At 69.2% G+C, this 19,511-nt stretch carries 19 protein-coding genes and 1 tRNA gene; 2 read left to right on the forward strand and 18 right to left on the reverse strand.

Annotated elements, in window-relative coordinates; genetic code table 11:
* Window positions 1-64: 64 nt before the first annotated feature.
* Both ACIBVN_RS20800 and ACIBVN_RS20805 read left to right on the forward strand, forming a co-directional pair.
* Window positions 65-1,423 (forward strand): PQQ-binding-like beta-propeller repeat protein, encoded by a 1,359-nt coding sequence (locus ACIBVN_RS20800; protein ID WP_397138641.1) that lies wholly within the window; start codon window positions 65-67, stop codon window positions 1,421-1,423.
* 43 nt (window positions 1,424-1,466) lie between these two features.
* Entirely contained in the window at window positions 1,467-2,684 is a 1,218-nt protein-coding gene (locus ACIBVN_RS20805) for an acetyl-CoA C-acetyltransferase (protein ID WP_397138642.1), read from the forward strand.
* Window positions 2,685-2,757: 73 nt separating this feature from the next.
* On the opposite strand, the gene ACIBVN_RS20810 is transcribed toward ACIBVN_RS20805, so the two are convergent.
* The 18 genes from ACIBVN_RS20810 to mfd form a co-directional block, all read right to left on the reverse strand.
* Window positions 2,758-3,165, reverse strand: a complete 408-nt coding sequence (locus ACIBVN_RS20810; RefSeq protein ID WP_397138644.1) for a PPOX class F420-dependent oxidoreductase — start codon at window positions 3,163-3,165, stop codon at window positions 2,758-2,760.
* Window positions 3,166-3,218: 53 nt separating this feature from the next.
* Window positions 3,219-3,452 carry a DUF4287 domain-containing protein gene (locus ACIBVN_RS20815; RefSeq protein WP_393209868.1) on the reverse strand — a complete coding sequence of 78 codons (234 nt, stop codon included), beginning with the start codon at window positions 3,450-3,452 and terminating at the stop codon, window positions 3,219-3,221.
* A gap of 168 nt (window positions 3,453-3,620) precedes the next feature.
* Window positions 3,621-4,412 carry a Bax inhibitor-1/YccA family protein gene (locus tag ACIBVN_RS20820; protein ID WP_397138646.1) on the reverse strand — a complete coding sequence of 264 codons (792 nt, stop codon included), beginning with the start codon at window positions 4,410-4,412 and terminating at the stop codon, window positions 3,621-3,623.
* Between the two features lie 533 nt (window positions 4,413-4,945).
* Window positions 4,946-5,018, reverse strand: a tRNA-Leu gene (locus ACIBVN_RS20825).
* A 49-nt stretch (window positions 5,019-5,067) separates the two neighbouring features.
* On the reverse strand, window positions 5,068-5,625 hold the full coding sequence (locus ACIBVN_RS20830; RefSeq protein WP_397138648.1) for a peptide deformylase: 558 nt from the start codon (window positions 5,623-5,625) through the stop codon (window positions 5,068-5,070).
* A complete protein-coding gene (locus ACIBVN_RS20835; protein WP_349448391.1) occupies window positions 5,622-6,134 on the reverse strand; it encodes an ACT domain-containing protein in 513 nt (170 codons plus the stop codon). Before ACIBVN_RS20835 ends, ACIBVN_RS20830 begins: the two co-directional genes overlap by 4 nt.
* Before the next feature lie 78 nt (window positions 6,135-6,212).
* Window positions 6,213-7,529: an NAD(P)/FAD-dependent oxidoreductase gene (locus ACIBVN_RS20840; RefSeq protein WP_349448390.1), complete on the reverse strand. Its 1,317-nt coding sequence runs from the start codon at window positions 7,527-7,529 to the stop codon at window positions 6,213-6,215.
* A gap of 95 nt (window positions 7,530-7,624) precedes the next feature.
* A complete protein-coding gene (locus tag ACIBVN_RS20845) occupies window positions 7,625-8,419 on the reverse strand; it encodes a uracil-DNA glycosylase (RefSeq protein WP_397138650.1) in 795 nt (264 codons plus the stop codon).
* Window positions 8,420-8,437: 18 nt separating this feature from the next.
* On the reverse strand, window positions 8,438-9,316 hold the full coding sequence (locus ACIBVN_RS20850; protein ID WP_397138652.1) for a hypothetical protein: 879 nt from the start codon (window positions 9,314-9,316) through the stop codon (window positions 8,438-8,440).
* On the reverse strand, window positions 9,313-9,639 hold the full coding sequence (locus ACIBVN_RS20855) for a PadR family transcriptional regulator (RefSeq protein WP_397138653.1): 327 nt from the start codon (window positions 9,637-9,639) through the stop codon (window positions 9,313-9,315). The genes ACIBVN_RS20850 and ACIBVN_RS20855 overlap by 4 nt, the downstream gene beginning before the upstream one ends.
* Window positions 9,640-9,736: 97 nt before the next feature.
* Window positions 9,737-10,831: a hypothetical protein gene (locus ACIBVN_RS20860; RefSeq protein WP_397138655.1), complete on the reverse strand. Its 1,095-nt coding sequence runs from the start codon at window positions 10,829-10,831 to the stop codon at window positions 9,737-9,739.
* A gap of 172 nt (window positions 10,832-11,003) precedes the next feature.
* A complete protein-coding gene (locus ACIBVN_RS20865) occupies window positions 11,004-11,951 on the reverse strand; it encodes an exopolyphosphatase (protein ID WP_397138657.1) in 948 nt (315 codons plus the stop codon).
* Window positions 11,942-12,406 (reverse strand): DUF501 domain-containing protein, encoded by a 465-nt coding sequence (locus tag ACIBVN_RS20870; protein WP_349448621.1) that lies wholly within the window; start codon window positions 12,404-12,406, stop codon window positions 11,942-11,944. Before ACIBVN_RS20870 ends, ACIBVN_RS20865 begins: the two co-directional genes overlap by 10 nt.
* 82 nt (window positions 12,407-12,488) lie before the next feature.
* On the reverse strand, window positions 12,489-12,908 hold the full coding sequence (locus tag ACIBVN_RS20875; RefSeq protein WP_397138658.1) for a septum formation initiator family protein: 420 nt from the start codon (window positions 12,906-12,908) through the stop codon (window positions 12,489-12,491).
* 133 nt (window positions 12,909-13,041) lie between these two features.
* The gene (gene eno, locus ACIBVN_RS20880; protein ID WP_397138660.1) at window positions 13,042-14,319 is read right to left on the reverse strand and encodes a phosphopyruvate hydratase; all 1,278 of its coding nucleotides are present in this window, start codon (window positions 14,317-14,319) and stop codon (window positions 13,042-13,044) included.
* A 106-nt stretch (window positions 14,320-14,425) separates the two neighbouring features.
* Window positions 14,426-15,364 (reverse strand): MazG family protein, encoded by a 939-nt coding sequence (locus ACIBVN_RS20885; RefSeq protein WP_397138661.1) that lies wholly within the window; start codon window positions 15,362-15,364, stop codon window positions 14,426-14,428.
* Between the two features lie 3 nt (window positions 15,365-15,367).
* Window positions 15,368-15,967, reverse strand: coding sequence for a hypothetical protein (locus ACIBVN_RS20890; protein ID WP_397138663.1), 600 nt, complete (start codon window positions 15,965-15,967; stop codon window positions 15,368-15,370).
* 29 nt (window positions 15,968-15,996) lie between these two features.
* Complete coding sequence (gene mfd / locus ACIBVN_RS20895; RefSeq protein WP_397138665.1) at window positions 15,997-19,485, reverse strand: transcription-repair coupling factor; 3,489 nt, start codon at window positions 19,483-19,485, stop codon at window positions 15,997-15,999.
* Window positions 19,486-19,511: the final 26 nt, after the last annotated feature.

Consider the following 19,511-nt stretch of genomic DNA (forward strand, 5'->3'; position numbering starts at 1 on the left):
CCCGGTGCCGGTTACTCTGCGCGCCGGAGTCGCCACTCCTCGTCCTCTTTGGAGTGGATTGCCCGTGCAGCGGCCCCCCTGGAAACCGTCCATCGCCCTCGCAGGAGCCCTCGTAGGAACCCTCGCCGCGGCCGCCTGCTCCGGCAGCGACGCGGCCACCACCACGAACTTCCCGACCTGGCAGAACACCCAGGTCAACGTCGTCAGCCGGATGGCGGTGGCGGGCGGGGTGGTCGCCACCACCTCCATGAAGTCCGACGGCACACTCGAGACCGTCGCCGTCGGCCTCCGCGACGGCAAGCGGCTGTGGGCGCACCCGGCCACGATGGCGGGCCGCCTGCCCGGCATGGGCGTCTCGACCCCCGCGATCGTGGAGACGGCCCAGGGGCAAGGAGTGGTCGTCGCGCTCGACCCGGCCAAGAGCGGCCGCTGGAACGCCACGCTCGTCGCCCGTGACGCCCGTTCCGGGGCGCAGAAGTGGACCAGGCCGATGCACTCGACGTTCGGACCGCAGCGCTGCGGTCCGTACGTCTGCGTGTCCGAGCACACCGCTCTGGCCAAGGCCCGCACGGTGGTGCTCGACCCGGCCACGGGCAAGCTCCTGTGGAAGCTGCCGGGGATCTCAGAGGTGGAGTGGTCGGACCCGGCGCGGGTCCTGCTGCTCAGGCTGGCCGCCAACCCCATGATCGAGTCGTACGAGCTCAAGACCGGCAAGCTCCAGTGGCAGCAGCCGATCGAGCAGGCGCTCGGCCCGGGCATCGACATGTCGGGCGGATGGGCGTTCGGCGCGACGGGTGACAACCTGGTCGGCTACGTCGCCCCCTACACCAACCCGCAGACCAAGAAGGTCTCCACCTTCGGCCTCTTCTCCGTCAAGATCGGTGACGGGACGATCAGCTGGATGCGCCCCTCCGTCGTGCGCGTCTACCCCAGCGGCAACCCCGGCTACGCGCCCGTCGTGCGCCCCGTCGACCGCCAGGGGGCCTACGGCGGCTTCGCCCGGCTGGAATCGGAGAGTGGCCGGGTGCTCGGGCAGATCACCGCGACCGACGTCCCCGGCTCCGGCTGGTGGCTGGCCTTCCCCGACCGGATGGACAAGCTGGGCTTCCTCAAGCACAACGCCAAGGGCTCGGCGTTCGACCTGGCCTCGGGCAAGCCCGTGCCGGTCGAGGAGCAGCGCGGCTGGTCCTTCTGCGTCACCGATCCCAAGCCGCTGCCGCTGCGGGGGCAGGCGCCGGGCTTCTACTCGACGGCCGCCCTCTGCGAGTACGACCTCGCCACCGGCAAGCGGGTCCAGGGCGACGTCGTGCCGCCCCCGTGGTTCACGGGCAGCCAGGACGGGTGGCGGCTGTGGCGCGACGAGAAGGGGGCGATCCACGCCGTCAACGACCAAACCGCGACCGCTCCGGGTATGTACGGATAGGACCGAATATAGTTCTATCTGTAGCACCGACAAAGGAGGGGCCATGCCCGAGGCAGTCATCGTCGCTACCGCGCGTTCCCCGATCGGCCGGGCCTTCAAGGGCTCGCTCAAGGAGATCCGCCCCGACGACCTGACCGTGCAGATGATCCAGGCGGCGCTGGCCAAGGTGCCCCAGCTCGATCCCTCGTCCATCGACGACATCATGCTGGGGTGCGGGCTGCCCGGGGGCGAGCAGGGGTTCAACATGGCCCGGGTCGTGTCGGTGATGCTCGGGCTGGACAACGTGCCCGGCACGACCGTGACGCGGTACTGCTCCTCGTCGCTGCAGACCACGCGGATGGCCTTCCACGCGATCAAGGCGGGCGAGGGCGACGTGTTCGTGTCGGCGGGGGTGGAGATGGTGTCCCGGTTCACCAAGGGGAACTCCGACTCGCTGCCCGACACACAGAACCCGATCTTCACGGAGGCCGTGGCGCGCACCAAGGCCTTCGGCGAGGGCGGGAGGGTGTGGCACGACCCGCGCGAGGACGGCGATGTGCCCGACATCTACATCGCGATGGGGCAGACCGCCGAGAACCTCGCCCAGCTCAAGGGGGTCACGCGGCGGGACCAGGACGAGTTCGGGGTGCGCTCCCAAAACCTGGCGGAGAAGGCGCTGGCCGACGGGTTCTGGGCGAAGGACATCACGCCGGTGACGCTGCCCGACGGAACGGTGGTGGAGAAGGACGACGGGCCGCGGGCGGGGACGACGTACGAGAAGGTCGCCGACCTCCAGCCGGTCTTCCGGCCCGACGGGACCGTGACCGCCGGCAACTGCTGCCCGCTGAACGACGGGGCGGCGGCTGTCGTCGTGATGAGCGACGTGAAGGCCGCCGAGCTGGGGATCACGCCGCTGGCCCGGATCGTCTCGACCGGCGTCACGGGGCTGTCCCCGGAGATCATGGGGCTGGGGCCGGTGGAGGCCTCCAAGCAGGCGCTCTCGCGGGCGGGGATGGCGATCGAGGACATCGACCTCGTGGAGATCAACGAGGCCTTCGCGGCACAGGTGATCCCGTCTTATCGGGATCTGGGGATCCCGCTGGAGCGGCTCAACGTGAACGGCGGGGCCATCGCCGTGGGGCACCCGTTCGGGATGACGGGGGCGCGCATCACCTCCACGCTGATCAACAGCCTGCAGCACCATGACAAGTCCATCGGGCTCGAGACGATGTGCGTCGGCGGCGGCCAGGGCATGGCGATGATCCTTGAGCGGCTGAGCTGAGTTTCGACCCTCCGTCCGTCACGGCGCAGGCGCTGTACGTCTCGCGCCGGCGCCGTGCGGGCTCCGGGTGGAGTCAGCCGCGGAAGTCCGGACCGGCGTGGGCCGGGGTGATGCGGAGCAGGACGCGACGTTCGCGGATCATGGCGGCGCGGTAGTCGTCCCAGTCCGGGTGCTCGCCTGAGATGTCGCGATAGTACGACACCAGGCCCTCCATGGCGTCCGGCAGCGAGAGGAGGTCGGCCGTGCCGTCCACCTGGATCCAGTCGCCGTAGAAGGCGTTGGTGAAGACGCAGAGCGAGACGTTCGGGTCGCGGCGGACGTTGCGCACCTTGACGGCCGTCTCCCGGGTGCTGATGACGATCTGGTCACCCGCCACCCCGGCGGTCACCGGAGACATCTGCGGGCGCCCGTCGCGATGCCTGGTGAGAAGGATGGCCTGGTGGTTGGCGCGGAGGAAGGCGAGTGCCTTGTCGAGATCCATCCAGCCATGATGACGCGCCCGCGCTTCGGGCACGGGCGCGGGGTTGGATGGGCTTAGATGAAGCCCATGCGGTTACGGCGGTGCCGCTCGTGCTCGTGCACGATCGCGGCGGCATAGCCGTGGGACAGCCCGTGCTCGTCGGCGAGCCAATTGGCCCGTTCGTCGCACCTCAGGAAGGCTGGGCCGTTGTCGATGGCTTGGAACCACTCTGGGAGTTCGCGTCCCGTTATGGCCGGGACTCTGGCGATGAGCTTGGTCTGCGTCTCCGGTGAGTGGTTCAAGGACATGGGCACCTCCGCGGATAACGGTCCTTGGCTCGACACTGCAACACCAACGTCCGAATGGCAACCCCCCAACCAGGCATCATTTTGTGACGGCAAGTAGATTTTCGGTCGCATACGGCGAGGGCCCCGCCGAAACGGCGAGGCCCTCGATGGTGAAGCAGAGGTTAACGATCAGTCGCTACTGGTGAAATAGCTGACGAAACGGAGCACCTCGAGGTAGATCCAGACCAGGCTCAGCGTCAGGCCGAACGCGCACTGCCAGGCGAACTTGTCCGGCGCGCCCTGCTTGACGCCCTGCTCGATCGAGTCGAAGTCGAGCAGCAGGAAGAAGCAGCCGATCAGGATCATGACGATGCTGAACGCCCAGCCGATCGGGCTGTCGGTGCGCAGGCCGAGGCCGCCCTCGGCGAACAGGCCGACGAGCATGTTGACCAGCAGCAGCCCGAGCGCCGCGATGCCGGCGGCGAGGCCGAACTTCACGAGCTTGGGCGTGACGCGGATGATCCGCAACGAGTAGACCGTCAGCACCGCGCCGAACGCGAACGCCGTGCCGAGCACGGCCTGCAGCACGATGCCGCTGACGAGGCCCTCGAAGACGGAGCTGATCTTGCCGAGGAACACGCCCTCGAAGGCGGCGTACGCCAGGATGAGCGCCGGGTTGGTGCTCTGCGTGAACGAGGCGATCAGCCCCAGGATCATCGCGACCACGGCGGCGCCGATGGCGACCATGGGCGGGACGTTGAGGACCCACGCCGCGGCCGCTGCCACGACGAGCGTCCCCAGGGTGAGGAATCCGCGCACGACGACGTCGTCGAGCGTCATGGTGCGGTATGCGGGCCGGGTGGGCTGAGCGTACGACGGAGCGTCGTACATGTTCTGCAACTGGCTGGGTGACGGTGTCGGCCCAGCCCAGCCCGCGGCCTGCTGCCGCGACCGGCTGAAAACGGGGTTCTTGCTCTCCATCGCTGCCTCCTGTGACGCCGAGCCTACGGGGCGCAGCGGCACCTTGGTCAACTGGCGTATCAGATCGATGTTCATTCGGGACTTCGGCAGCGATCTCAACGAACGGGCCCGCCGCCGAGTTCCCAAGGTCATCGGGGCTATTTCAAGATCATCCAGCCTCCGCCGGCGGGCACCGGGCGGGCGAGGCCGCCGCAAGCGCCTTTTACTGTCCGTCCGCGCGAAAAGACCGGCAGTAAGGTTGTAGCCGAGCATTCACAGAAAGAAACGTCCCAGAGAAGCCGGAAGATGCAGAAAAACCGCGCCTTGTCAATATGGTCAGAGGTGAAAAGCAAACGACGCCCAGCTAGCTTACTCGCCCCCTCCAGGAGCGGCTCGACCGGCACCTCGCCAAGACCGGCATCCCCTGCCACTAGGGGCGTTGCGGCCGCTGAGCGCCCGGCTGCGTAACAACTCGATATCGGCCGCAGCAAAGGCCGTCCGACGATCGCGGTAAACCTCCAGGTCAGAGACCCAAAGGCGAAGAAGACGGCAAGTGCCCCCGGCGGGATTCGAACCCGCACGTCAACCCTTTTAAGGGGTTTGCCTCTGCCATTGGGCTACGGGGGCGCCGCAATCATACGAAACAGACCATACTTCCGAGGAGCACAACTTCGCATCAAGAGTCACAACTGTGAAGTCTGCGGTGAAGGGATAGCGCTCCAGGCACTCTGTCCAAGAAGAGTAGGCCGTCCAGATGGTCCAGTTGGTGCTGAATGCAGCGGGCTTCGAGGGCGTCCGCTTCGATGGTGACGGGCTCGCCCGTGCCTGGCAAATGCCCATGCACGGTGATACGGCTGGCGCGGAGGACATCTGCGGTGAGCCCTGGGATGGACGCGCACCCCTCCCGCCCGGGGTCCCAGTGTGAGGCGCTGGCGAGCCGTGGATTGGCCAGGACGAGCTCTCCGGCCCACGAACGGCTTCTGGGGTGGAGCCGGGTGTCAAAGGCGATCAGGCGCCAGCTCAGGCCGATCTGAGGGGCCGCCAGGCCGGTCGTGGAGGTCTCCTGGCGCAGAGTGGCGAGAAGGTCGGCGGCGGCGGCCACGATCTCGGGGTCGGTCGGATCGACCGGCTCCGCCGTGGCGGACAGGAGGGGGTGGGGGGCGCCGAGCACCTCGCGCGGGGTCCCCGCGCGAGCTCCGGCCACCGCCCAGCGCGAGCCGACCCACCCGTTCACAGCAGATCCGGTTCGACCGGGCGGAAGGTGATCTCTGAGTCCAGACTGGTGCCGACGGCCGCCAGCCTGCGCATGAGCGCCGCCACGTCCACCTCCTTCGGCAGCTCGACGTCGGCGATCAGCACGTACAGGCGGCCGGTGAGCCTGGTGCTCATCCCGGTGATGTTGCCCCCGTCCGCGGCCAGCACCGCGCTGATGGCCGAGATGATCCCCGGCCGGTCGGGCCCGTGCACGGTCAGCACATAACCGAGGCCGCCTCCCTCCTCGCAGAAGTGGCGCTGGGCCTCGATGGCGGAGGCGGTCACCACGAGGTCGGGTGCGCACAGGCGTTTGAGGAGCTCGGCGGAGTCCAGATCGCCCGACACCAGCAGCATCATCGCCACATGGCCGCCGAGCAACGTCATCGTCGAGTCCTGGATGTTCGCTCCGCAGTCGGCGAGCGAACCGGTGACTGCGGCGATCACGCCGGGCCGGTCGACGCCGAGCACGGTCACCGCTGAGAGCCCCACCCGTGGTACCCCTTCCGCTTGCGACCAGGGGTGCCGAAACGCCCCGGCGAGGCTCGCCGGGGCGCTGCCTTGCCTGGGCTAGCGGCGGGTCGTCGCGACCGCGGCCTTGAAGTCCTCACGCGGGTGCTCCATCTCACCCAGCGAGATCGTCTCCCGCTTGAAGAACAGGGCCAGGGTCCAGTCGACGACGACGCGGACCTTGCGGTTCAGCGTCGGCACCCGCGACAGATGGTAGGTGCGGTGCATGAACCACGCAGGGAATCCGCGAAGCTTGACGCCGTAGACATTGGCGACGCCTTGGTGAAGGCCCAAACCGGCGACCGATCCGACATACTTGTGGCGGTATTCGACCAGTTGCTGTCCGCGCAGGTGACGGACGATGTTGTCGGCCAGCACCTTGGCCTGCCGGACGGCGTGCTGCGCGTTCGGGGCGCAGAACTGGCCGGGGTTCGTCACGTCGGGCACCCCTGCGGCGTCGCCGGCCGCGAAGGCGCCGGAGACGCCGGCGACCGTGAGCATGGCGGTGGCCTTGATCCGGCCACGCTCGTCGAGCGGCAGGTCGCTGTCGTTCACGACGGGGCTGGGCTTGACGCCCGCGGTCCACACGAGCGTCTCCGCCTCGAACTCCGAGCCGTCCGAGAGGATCACGTGGCCGCCGACGCAGGACTCCAGCCGGGTCTCGAGCTTGACCTCGATGCCGCGCTCGCGCAGCTGCTCCAGCGTCCACTTGCCCATCTCGGGGCCGACCTCGGGCAGCACCCGCTTGGTTGCCTCCACGAGCACCCAGCGGATGTCCGACGGCCTGATGTTGCGGTAGTAGCGCGTCGAGTGCTTGGCCATGTCCTCCAGCTCGGCGAGCGCCTCGACGCCGGCGAACCCTGCCCCGACCACGACGAACGTGAGCGCCCTGCGCCGCACCTCTGGGTCGTCGGTCGACTCCGCCAAGTCGAGCAGGTACAGCACGCGGTTGCGCAGCGCGATGGCCTCGCCCACGGTCTTGAAGCCGATGCCGATGTCCGTGAGGCCGGGGATGGGCAGCGTGCGCGAGATCGATCCGGCCGCCATCACGATCACGTCGTAGGACACCTGCCGCGAGGCGCCCTCGGCCGGTTGGAACGTGACAGTGCGCTCAGAGTGGTTGATCTTGGTGACCGTGCCGTTGAGTATCTGCACCTTGGGCAGGATCCGCCGCAGCGGCGCCACCATGTGCCTGGGTGAGAGGTTACCCGCAGCCGCCTCAGGCAAGAAGGGCTGGTAGGTCATGTAGGACTGGGGGTCGATGATCGTGATGCGTGCCTCGCCGCCGCGCAGCTCCCGATGGAGTTTGCGCTGCAGCCGGAGCGCTGTGTACAGGCCGACGTATCCACCGCCGACGATCAAGATGTGCTTGTTCATCCTGAGGCCCCATCCCTCGTGGAGTGCTTGTGAAAGCATTCACAAGCTTACGTCAAGCGCACTTGATGAATCCAATCCGGGGGTGGTGCAACGCGTCACACAGCCAGTGACCTGGCCCTGGTGAAGATGTCGTCCAGCATCTGGGCGGTGACGCGGCCGGTGAACGTGTTCTGCTGGCTGGGGTGGTAGCAGCCGATCAGCGTGACGGGCGCGCCGGCGTACCGGACCTCGACCTCGACGCCGTGCCCGAACGGCGGCCTGCTGCGCGGCAGCTCGTAACCGGCGTCCTTGAGCGCGGGCCACACGGCCTGCCAGGCGTAGCCGCCGAGCGCCACCACCACCCGCACGTACGGCGCGACGAGCTGCACCTCGCGCGCCATCCATGGGAAGCACGCGGCCTTCTCCTCGGGCGTGGGCTTGTTCGCGGGCGGGGCGCAACGCACCGACGCCAGCACCCGCGCGCCGATGAGCCGCTGCCCGTCGCCCGCGTGCGTGCTGGTCTCCTGCGCGGCCAGGCCGCTGCGGTGCAGCGAGGCGAACAACCAGTCGCCGCTGCGGTCACCGGTGAAGATCCGTCCGGTCCTGTTGCCGCCGTGCGCGGCCGGCGCGAGCCCGACGATCAGGATCCGCGGCCGCTCGTCACCCCAGCCGGGGACCGGACGGCCCCAGTACGTCTGGTCCGCGAACGCGCGCCGCCTCACGTCGGCGACCTGCTCGCGCCATTCCACCAGGCGGGGACAGGTACGGCAGACGGACTGCCGGGCCGTGAGCTCCGCGAGGGTGTCACTGGTGGCGGCGAGGCGGCGCACGTCCGCGGGGTCGAGCGCGACCGGGGTGTCGGCGGTCGCCGGGTCGTCAGGCCAGCCGGTGCCAGGAGGTACGAAGCTCATGACACCGATGGTGCCCGATCACTTGCCCCGCGTCGGACTGGGTGTCGGGCTGGGCGTGGGAGTCGGGCACGAAGCCGCCTTGGCGGCGCCCTCCGTGTCCTCCACGGTCTGCTCGATCAGCGGCAGCGGGTAGCGGTTGAGTATGGGCTCGCCGCACGACCGGTCGACCGTGTAGCCGTAGTCCTCGGGGTTGGTGGTCAGCGGCTTGCCGTCCTGGTCGTAGAGGTAGACGTCGGCCAGCGGGGTGCCGTCCTTGGCGTAGGGCTTGATGTTGTAGACGCCCTCGTTGGACGACGCCGGATCCACCCACACCTGCTGGGGCGCCACCATGGCGACGGTCGCCGGGTCCGGGCCGTGCTCACTGGCCGAGATCATCCCGGCGAACAACGTCAGCGCCGCGACCAGGTTGAGCGCCGCCATGAGCCCCGTGGACAGCCGCCCCCTGCGCCGCCTGCCGAGCCAGACCGAGGCGCACACGCCCGCCGCGACCAGGGCCCAGCCCGCGACGTTCCCGGGGACGAGCCCGCCCTCGCCGGTGACCGCCAGCAGCAGCATGGCCAGCAGGTAGCCGCGCAGCACCCACCATCCGGGCCGCAGCTCCGGCAGGAAGCCCACGAAGCTCCGGTACGGGCCCTGGTGCATCAGCCTGGTGTGCGCGCCCAGCACCCACGCCCGAGGGCTGCGACGGCGCTTCCTGCGGCTCTCAGGCCGGTCTCCGTAGGCCGCCGCCAGCTCCTCCGCGTAGACCTCCGGCCGTCCGAGCCGGTCCTCCAGCGGCAGATCCGACTCCGCCGCGATCTCGGCCAGGTGGTCGTCGAGGTCTTCGAGCAGCTCCTCGCGGTCGGGGTGGCCGGCGAGGGCATCCCGTACGGCCTGCGCGTACTGGTCGGGGGTCATGCTTGTCCCTCCTTGAGCAGGGAGGCCATGGTGGCCGAGAAAGAGGCCCACGTCTTGGCCGAGGCGGCGTACATGTCCCTGCCGACCTCGTTGAGCCCGTAGTACTTGCGGTGCGGCCCCTCGTCGGAGGCCACCACGTATGACGTCAGCGCCCCGGCCTTGAACAGGCGCCGCAGTGTGCCGTAGACCGAGGCGTCGCCCACCTCTTCCAGGCCCGCCTCCCTGAGCCGGCGCACCACGTCGTATCCGTAGCCGTCGCGCTCGTTGAGCACGGCGAGCACGGCGAGGTCGAGCACGCCTTTGAGAAGCTGGCTGTGATCCACGGAAAGAACACTACTGTGCAAAGCGAAGTAGTGGCAACAAGAAACCGGGCGGCGCCCGAGGGTGCCGCCCGGTTCTCAGTCAGTCACGCGACCTCGGTCACCCCGCGGAGGGGGTGGGAGTCGGGGTCGGCGTCGCGCAGGGCGCGTAGGACTTGGTGATCGTGGCGCTGTTGTTCGGACCCGTGATCGACAGCGTCACGGAGCCGCCCTTGGCGTCATCGCCGGTCAGTGCCTTGGAGAACGACTCGACGCTCTCCGTGCCGCCGTTCCAGCCGAAGTACTCCGTGCCGCTGGAGACCGTCTTGCCGTTCAGCGACCAGGTGTAGGAGACCCGGGCGCGACCGGTCGAGGTGATGGTGCCCATGGCGTTGAGCGTGCAGGCCGAGGTGGTCGACACCGAGGCGGAGGCGGAGACCCTGGCGTCCGGAGCCTCGTCCTTGCACCAGACCCGGTAGTAGGCCCGGTTGGAGGAGGTGCCGTCGGGGCTCAGGATCTGCAGCTGCGCCCAGCCGCGCTGGCTGTGACGCGGCGAGATGCCGAGGTAGACCTTGCGCGAGTCGTAGACCTTGACCTTGCCGTAGTCGACCACGTCACCGTTGAGAACCCAGCGGTAACGGACCCAGCTCGGGGTGTTGGCCTGGATCAGCCCGACGAAGTCGATCTTGTCGCCGGGGGTGCAGGGGCCGACGTACGAGTCGGGGCTGGCCCACGCGCGGGCCGACACCCGCGGGTCGAGGTGCGAGCGCACCTCCTTCGGCTCCTGGCAGGTGACGGAGAAGTAGGTCTTCTTGGAGGTGACCTTCCGCGGACCGAGGACCTGGACGGCCTCCCAGCCCTCGACGTCCTCGTTGAAGGTGATGGACTGCTTGACCGTCACCCACTTGGTGCCCTTGCCCGTGAGCGTGAACGACTTGATCCTGCCCTTGGACCCGTCGCCGTGGAGCCAGCGGTAGACCACCTTCGTCTTGCTCTTGACCGCGGTGACCTTGACCTTGGCCGCGAAGTTGACCGTGACCGGGCAGGATCCTTCGTAGTCCCGGTCCGACGCGTAAGGCGTCGCCACCGAGACCTTGGGCTTGGCCTTCGTCGCCGCCTGGGCGGGGCTGGCGACCAGGCCCGCTGCCATGGCGGCCAGCACCGCGGCGGACGCGCCGAACGCCGCCACCCTGCGTGCTAACCCAACAGACTTCATGTGAGAGTGCTCCATTCCGTGAGGGAAGGTACGCGCTCGGGAACGGTTGCCACGCCAGCACCTTTCGTGCACAGCGATATGACAAAGCCCCCGTAATGCCTCTTTACCTAATCACAATACTGATTGCACACTCAACTCATGACATGTACCGGAAATGTCCGGATTTCTTCAGTTATCGGGCGATTGTCCATGCAATGCCGTCAAGGATGTCGTGCTCGCTGACCACGACCTGGGAAAACGCGAAACGTCGTACGATCCGGTCAAGTATTAGCGCCCCCGCGCCAATCACATCGACCCTTCCCGGATGCATGACCGGCACCTCGGCACGCTCACCATGGGTCATCGCGAGCAATCGCCGCGTCACTTCGTGAACCTGCCCGGCGGAAATCCGGGAGTGGTGAATCCTGGACGAATCGTAGGCAGGCAGGTCGAGCGCCATGCCCGCGACCGTCGTCACCGAGCCCGCCAGGCCCACGAGCGTGCGAGCCCGCCGGACGGGCACCTCCGCCTCGACCCGGTCGAGCGCCGCCTCGATGTCGGCCACCACGGCCTCCAGCGCCGGCGCGGAAGCCGGGTCTCCGGCGTCCTTCAGGTGCCGCTCGGTCAGGCGTACGCAGCCGATGTCCACCGACAGCGCGGCCTCGGCGTGCTCGGCGCCGACCACGAACTCGGTGGACCCGCCCCCGATGTCCACCACCAGGTAAGGGGGCAGCGGCCCCTGCGGCATCTCGGTCTCGGGCGACAGTCGCACCAGGCCCTTGGTCGCGCCGACGAACGAGAGCTCGGCCTCCTCGGCCCCCGGCACGACCTCCGGCTCGACCCCGAAGATCTCGCGGACCCCGTCCACGAACTCCTGCCGGTTGGTCGCGTCCCTGGTCGCGCTCGTGGCCACCACGCGGGTCCTGGTGGCGCCGTGCCGGTCGATCAGCTCACGGTAGGCGCGCATGGCCTTGAACGTGCGCTCCAAGGCGTCGGGGGCAAGCCTGCCGGTCCTGTCGACGTCCTGGCCGAGGCGTACGATCTCCATGCGCCGTTCGACGTCGTCGATGAGATCGTCGCCCACGTCGGCGACGAGCAGTCGCACGGAGTTGGTGCCGCAGTCCACGGCGGCTACACGCATGGTCCGTCACTCCACCACTCGGGGAGCGCGTCGAGCGCCTCCCTGCCGAACGGGTTGACTCCGGGCGCCGCCAGCTCGTGCGCGACGAGCGCGTGCAGGCACTTGACCCGCAGCGGCATGCCGCCGGTGCTCTGCATGTCGCGCGGCAGCGGCTCGAGGCCCTCCTCCTGCGCGGCCTTGTCGCGTCTGGCGACGTAGTCCTCGTGCGCCGCCCGGTAGGCGGCGGCCAGCTCGGGGTCGGTGGCCAGCCTGGCCTGCATCTCCCGCATCAGCCCCGAGCCTTCCAGCGTGCCGATGGCCGAGGCCGCCTTGGGACAGGTCAGGTAGTAGAGAGTCGGGAAGGGCGAGCCGTCGGGCAGCCGCGGCGCGGTCTCCACCACGTCGGGGTTGCCGCACGGGCAGCGGTGCGCCACCGCGCGCAGCCCCCTGGGCGGCCGCCCGAGCTGCCGTCGCACGGCCTCGACGTCGCGCTCATGGTCGCGCCCGCTTCGGCCCTCGTTGGCTCGTCCCTCGCTCTCTCGGGCCGAGCTCCTGCGCTCAGGACTGTCCAACGCTTTCCTTCCCCGTCACGGCCCGGCGCCCCGTGCCCTTGTCGACGGCCTCCACCGACTCCCAGAGCGTCTGGTACCACGGCGGCACCGCCGGCTGCTGCTGCACGGCCGCCTGCTCCTTGGTCGGCTGCCGCTCCATCACCACGTAGCACTTCTCGCCCGGCCCGCAGTAGAACAGCCGCTCCTTGGCCGTCTTCTTGATCCAGTTGGGATCGTAGGTCTGCCGGTCGCGCTCCAGCAGCGACTGCTTCTCCGCCTCGACCCTGGCCTTCTCCGCCCGCAGCTCGGCGATGCTGCGGCGCAGGCTGATGTACTCGCGCACGGGGTAGGCCAGGCTCATCGCGATCGCGCACACCACGATGGCCAGGATGGCGGCCCGCCCGGTCAACTGCGGTCTCTTCGCCAACTACTCCACACCCCTGCTTATGGCCTCCGCTCCGCGGAGGCGGCTCGGTCGCTGGGGAGCCGTCGCTTTCCTCACCATTCCGGTCGCTACGCTCCCTCCATGGCGAGGAAAGCGACGGCGCTCCCTCGCGAAACTAGCGCCGAAAACGCGGGAACGCGCCGCGACCCGCGTAGCGGGCGGCGTCGTCGAGGAGCTCCTCGATGCGCAGCAGCTGGTTGTACTTCGCCACGCGGTCGGAGCGGGCCGGGGCCCCGGTCTTGATCTGGCCGCAGTTGACCGCGACGGCCAGGTCGGCGATCGTCGTGTCCTCGGTCTCGCCGGAACGGTGGCTCATCATGCACCGGTAGCCGCTGCGGTGGGCCAGGTCCACGGCGTCGAGCGTCTCCGACAACGTGCCGATCTGGTTGACCTTGACCAGCAGGGCGTTGGCCGTGCCCTCCTTGATGCCGCGCTCGAGCCGCTCCGGGTTGGTGACGAACAGGTCGTCGCCGACGAGCTGCACCTTGTCGCCGAGCGCCTCGGTGATGGCCTTCCAGCCGGCCCAGTCCTCCTCGTCGAGCGGGTCCTCGATGGAGACCAGCGGGTAGTTGGCGACCAGGTCCTCGTAGAACGCGATCAGCTCCTGCGCCGACAGGCCCTTGCCGTCGATCGTGTAGACGCCGTCCTTGTGGAACTCGGAGGCGGCCACGTCGAGCGCGAGAGCGATGTCGTCACCCGGCACGTAGCCGGCCCGCTCGATGGCGACCAGGATGAGGTCGAGCGCGTCGCGGTTGGACGGCAGGTTGGGCGCGAAGCCGCCCTCGTCGCCCAGGCCCGTGGCGTAGCCCTTCTCCTTGAGCACGCTCTTGAGCGCGTGGTAGACCTCCGTGCCCATGCGCACGGCCTCACGGAACGTCTCCGCCCCGATCGGCGCGATCATGAACTCCTGGATGTCGACGTTGGTGTCGGCGTGGGCGCCGCCGTTGAGGATGTTCATCATCGGCACGGGCAGCACGTGGGCGTTGGGCCCGCCGACGTAGCGGAAGAGCGGCAGGTCGGCGCTGTCGGCGGCGGCCTTCGCGACGGCCAGCGACACGCCCAGGATGGCGTTGGCGCCGAGCTTGGCCTTGTTGGGCGTGCGGTCCAGGTCGATCATGATCTGGTCAATGATGCGCTGGTCCTCGGCCTCGATGCCGTTGATCTCCTCGAAGATCTCGTCGGTCACGGCGAGAACGGCCTTCTCCACGCCCTTGCCGCCATAGCGCTTGCCGCCGTCACGCAGCTCGACCGCCTCGAACTGGCCGGTGGACGCCCCGCTCGGCACGGCCGCGCGGCCGGTGCTGCCGTCGTCGAGCACCACCTCGACCTCGACCGTGGGGTTGCCTCGGGAGTCAAGGATCTCGCGGGCGTATACGACCTCGATGGTTGCCACGGGATGCGCTCCTAAATCGGAAAGGCAATATGCCATCAGAGCCTATCGGTACGTCCGCACGCCAACACCGCACGGTCATGCCCGTGCCCTGGTGAAGCCCGACGTGTCAGGCGGATTCCCAGGCGTGGACGCGGTCTCGGTACGTGCGCGCCGCGGCGCGGAGCTCGGCCTCGGCGTCGAGTCCGCCTTCGGCGGCGCGGCGGACCAGGTCGAAGAGCTCGCGAGCCACCCCCTGCCCCACGGCGGACGCCAGCGAGTCGGGCGCGCCGGCGCGGGAGGCGCGGCGCAGGAGCTGGGCGACCAGCGACAGCGCGGGCTGCCCCATGGGCACGCCGTCGAGCACCGACTCGCGCCCCTTGGCCGCCCGCTCGGCCGCCTTGATCGCTTCCCAGTTGTCGTTGACCTCGTCGGCGCTCTCCGCGCGTACGGAGCCGAAGACGTGCGGATGGCGGCGGACGAGCTTTTCCACGATCCCGGCGGCCACGTCGTCCATGTCGAAATCGTCGGCCACCCGCGCGTGGAAGACCACCTGCAGCAGCAGATCGCCCAGCTCCTCCCGAAGCGCCGGGTAGTCGCCCTGCTCGATGGTCTCCAGCACCTCGTACGCCTCTTCGAGCAGGTAGGGCACCAGCGACTCGTGCGTCTGCTTGCGGTCCCACGGACACTCGGTGCGCAGCCGGTCCATGACCGCCACCAGGTCGAGCACCCGGCCCCCTGGCAGGTCGTACGAGCCCGGCACCACCTCGATCAGCGGCGGCTCATCGAGCGCGATCGCGGCGTGCCCCACCGCGCGCATGAAGTCCTCGGACTCCTTCTCGGACGTCGAGGCGAGCCACACGACGGTCTCGCCGACCGCCCGCACCGCCAGCCCTCGCGGATCGGGCTCCGCGACCTCGACCGTGACGCCGGCCTCCGTCAGGTACGGGAGCTGCGGATGCGCGGCTGAGCCGGTCAGCACCGGCCCGGAGCGCAGCGCCTGCCAGGCCTGGTGGCTCAGCAGGCCCGGCGCGACCCTGGGCGAGGTGGTGACGACGATCAGCGGCACGACTCAGCCCTGCTGCTGTTGCTGCGCCTGCTTGGAAGCGGCCTTGCCGAACCTGCCCGTGTCGATGAACAGTGCCGGGTTCTCCTGCGACGGCGCCGGGTTCACCACGCCGAAGCGGGGGTTGAAGGTCGTCTTGATCTCGGTGAACTCCTTGCGCAGCTGGTCAGTCCCGCCCTGTCCGGCCGCCTGCTGCAGCTTGGTCATCCCGACGGTCGTGCGCGCGTACTCGCGGGCATAGGTCGGCGCGACGCCCATGGCCAGCAGGTTGATCTCGGGGTTCTGGTACTGGCCGGGATCCTGGAGCTTGGCGTCGATCTCCTTCTCGGTCACCTGCACGTTGCGGCGGGCCATGAACTGCCTGGCCGCGCTGATGTCGGCCAGCCGCTGCAGCACGTACTGGGTGACCGGCACGCCGAGTGCCGTCTCGTCCAGGTTGTTCTTCTTCAACGCGGCCTTGTACGCCTCCGCGTCCGCGGTGAGCTGGCTCGTCGAGATGCGCTCGCTCCCCACCACGGCCGCGGCACCGGCGTGCATGGGGGAGGAGCAGGCGGTCAGGGCGATGCCCACCGCCGCGGCGGCCACAGCCACTCGTATCGACTTCACGTGCGTCCCTTTCCGACCGAAAACCGCCGCTAGCTTACCCGCGCTGGCTCGAGGAACAGCGCCTCGACCAGGTCACCGCACCATTTGAGCAGGTCAAGATCGCGTAGTGGCTGCCCCCCGAGCGGCTTGGTCTTGGGGACCGGCACCAGCAGCGTCTCGGCCGCCTGCTTGTATATCGCCTTCTTGTAGAGCCGGTCGAGCCGGACCTGCTGCGACTCCCTCAGCCTGGCAGGACCGAACTTGATGTTCTGGGCCTGCAGCGTGACGTCCGTGAGCCCGGCCTTGCGCGCCTTGATCCGGAACCTGGCCACCTCCAGGAGGTTCTCCACCTCCGCGGGCGGCTTGCCGTAGCGGTCGGTCAGCTCCTCGCGCACCTCGTCGATGTCGGCGGGGGTGGCGATGGCCGCGATCCGCTTGTACGCCTCCAGCCGCAGCCGCTCGGACGTGACGTAGTCGTGCGGGATGTGGGCGTTGATCGGCAGCTCGACCTTGACGTCCTGCTGCTCCTCCTGCACCTCGGCGCCGTTGAGCTTGGCCTTCTGCTCCTGCACGGCCTCGGCCATCAGCCGCACGTACAGGTCGAAACCGACGCCCGCGATGAACCCGGACTGCTCGGCGCCCAGCACGTTGCCCGCGCCGCGGATCTCCAGGTCCTTCATCGCGACGTACATGCCCGCGCCCATCTCGGTGTGCTGCGAGATCGTGGCCAGCCGCTCGTGGGCGGTCTCGGTCAGCGGCTTCTCCGGCGGGTAGAGGAAGTACGCGTAACCGCGCTCCCTGCCTCGCCCGACGCGCCCGCGCAGCTGGTGGAGCTGGGACAGGCCGTAGTTGTCCGCCCGGTCCACGATCAGCGTGTTGGCGTTGGGCACGTCGAGCCCGGACTCGACGATCGTGGTGGAGACCAGCAGGTCGTACTCACGTTCCCAGAAGCCCACCATGATCTTCTCGAGCTGGTGCTCGTTCATCTGCCCGTGCGCCACCGCGATGCGCGCCTCTGGCACCAGCTCGCGCAGCCGCGCGGCCACCCGGTTGATCGAGGCCACCCGGTTGTGCACGAAGAAGATCTGCCCGTCACGCATCAGCTCGCGCCTGATCGCGGCCCCGATCTGCTTCTCCTCGTACGGCCCCACGAACGTGAGGATCGGGTGCCGCTCCTCCGGCGGCGTGAGGATCGTGGACATCTCGCGGATGCCGGTCAGGCCCATCTCCAGCGTGCGCGGGATCGGCGTGGCCGACATGGCCAGCACGTCGACCTGCGTACGCAGGTGCTTCATCGCCTCTTTGTGCTCGACGCCGAACCGCTGCTCCTCGTCGATGATGATCAGCCCGAGGTCCTTGAACCTGACCTCGGGGCTGAGCAGCCGGTGCGTGCCGATCACCACGTCGACCGCGCCCGACCTGAGCCCTTCGAGCGTGCCCTTGACCTCGCCGTCGGTCTGGAAGCGGGAGACCGGCTTGAGCGTGACCGGGAAGCTGGAGAAGCGCTCGGTGAACGTCGACATGTGCTGCTGCACCAGCAGCGTCGTCGGCACCAGCACGGCCACCTGCTTGCCGTCCTGCACCGCCTTGAACGCCGCCCGCACCGCGATCTCGGTCTTGCCGTAGCCGACGTCGCCGCAGATCAGCCGGTCCATCGGGACGCCGCGCTCCATGTCGCGCTTGACCTCGTCGATGGCCTCGAGCTGGTCGCCCGTCTCCGCGTACGGGAAGGCGTCCTCCATCTCCCGCTGCCACGGCGTGTCGGCCCCGAACGGGTGCCCCGGCGAGGCCATGCGGGCCGAGTAGAGCCTGATCAGCTCCCCGGCGATCTCCTTGACCGCCTTCTTCGCGCGGGACTTGGCCTTGGCCCAGTCGGCGCCGCCCATGCGGTTGAGCGTGGGCGCCTCGCCGCCGACGTATCGGGTGACCTCGTCGAGCTGGTCGGTCGGCACGTAGAGGCGGTCGCCCTTGGCGTATTCGATGACCAGGTATTCGCGGGTGGCGCCCTGGACCGTGCGCTGGACCATCTCGATGTAGCGGCCCACGCCGTGCTGCTCGTGCACCACGTGGTCGCCGACCTTGAGCTGGAGCGGGTCGACCATGTTGCGGCGGCGCGACGGCAGCCGCCGCATGTCCTTGGTGGACGCCTTCTGCCCGACCAGGTCGAGATGGGTGAGCACGGCCAGGGTGGGGGTGATGAAGCCGTGCTCGATGAGCCCCGTCGTGACGTGGACGACCTTGGGCTCGGGCGCCTTGTCCAGGAACTGCTGGAGCCTCGCGGGCACGTCGACGCCCTTGAGCAGCTCCACCATGCGCTCGGCGGGCCCGTGGCCCTCGCTGAGCAGCACGACGGCCTTGTCGTCGGCCAGCCAGCCCTTGATGTCGGCCAGCGCCTTGGCGGTGTCACCCCGGTAGGCCTCGGAGTCCTGGGCGTCCAGCTCGACCCCGCCGCCGAACGGCGCCATCGTCCACCACGGCTGTCCCAGCACGTCGGCGTGGTCGCGGATCTCCTCCAGCGTGCGGAACGCCGCCGCGCCCAGATCGATGGGCGCCTCGCCGCCGGCCGCCGCGTTGATCCAGGAGGCCTCCAGGAACTCCTGCGAGGTGCGTACGAGCTCCTCCGCCCGCCCCCTGATCCGCTCGGGGTCGCACACGAACACCGCGGAGCGCACCGGCAGGTGGTCGAGCAGCAGGTCCATCTCCCCGGCCAGCACGGGCGCGAACGCCTCCATGCCCTCGACCGGCGTGCCCTCGGCGAGCTGGTCGAGCACCTCGGCCAGCGGCGGATACTGCTCGGCCAGCTCCCGCGCCTTGGCCCTGACCTCGTCGGTCAGCAGCAGCTCCCGGCACGGCGGCGCGAACAGCCCGCCTTCCGCGGCCTCGAGCGAGCGCTGGTCGGCCACCTTGAACCAGCGGATCTCCTCGACCGTGTCGCCCCAGAACTCCAGCCGCAGCGGGTGCTCCTCGGTCGGCGGGAACACGTCGAGCAGCCCGCCGCGCACGGCCACCTCGCCGCGCTTCTCCACCATGTCGACCCGGTGGTAACCGTTGGTCACGAGCCGGTCGACGACGTCCTCGAGGTCGGCGTCGTCGCCCGCGCGCAGCCTGATCGGCTCGAGATCGCCGAGGCCCTTCACGATCGGCTGCAGCAGCGCCCGCACCGGCGCCACGATCACGCTGAGCGGCCCTGCCGCGGCGTCGCCCTTGATGGGGTGGGCCAGCCGCCTCAGGACCGCCAGCCGCTGTCCCACCGTGTCGCTGCGCGGCGAGAGCCGCTCGTGCGGCAACGTCTCCCACGCCGGGAACACCGCCACAGAGCTGGGCTCGATGAGGCTGGTCAGGGCCGCGGCGAGGTCTTCGGCCTCACGCCCCGTGGCGGTGACCGCGAGCACGGTCCGCTGGTCGTGCGTGGCCAGCGCGGCCACGCCGAACGGCCGCAGCGCGGAAGGCGCGATCAGCGCGACGTCGCCGCCCTCTTCGAGAGCGGCGGTCAACTTCGGGTCGGCGCGAACAAGGTCAAGTAGCCCGGAAAGACTCATCAGATACGCCCACAGCCCCACGACGG

The organism is Nonomuraea sp. NPDC049400, assembly GCF_044466425.1.
GTDB lineage: Bacteria > Actinomycetota > Actinomycetes > Streptosporangiales > Streptosporangiaceae > Nonomuraea.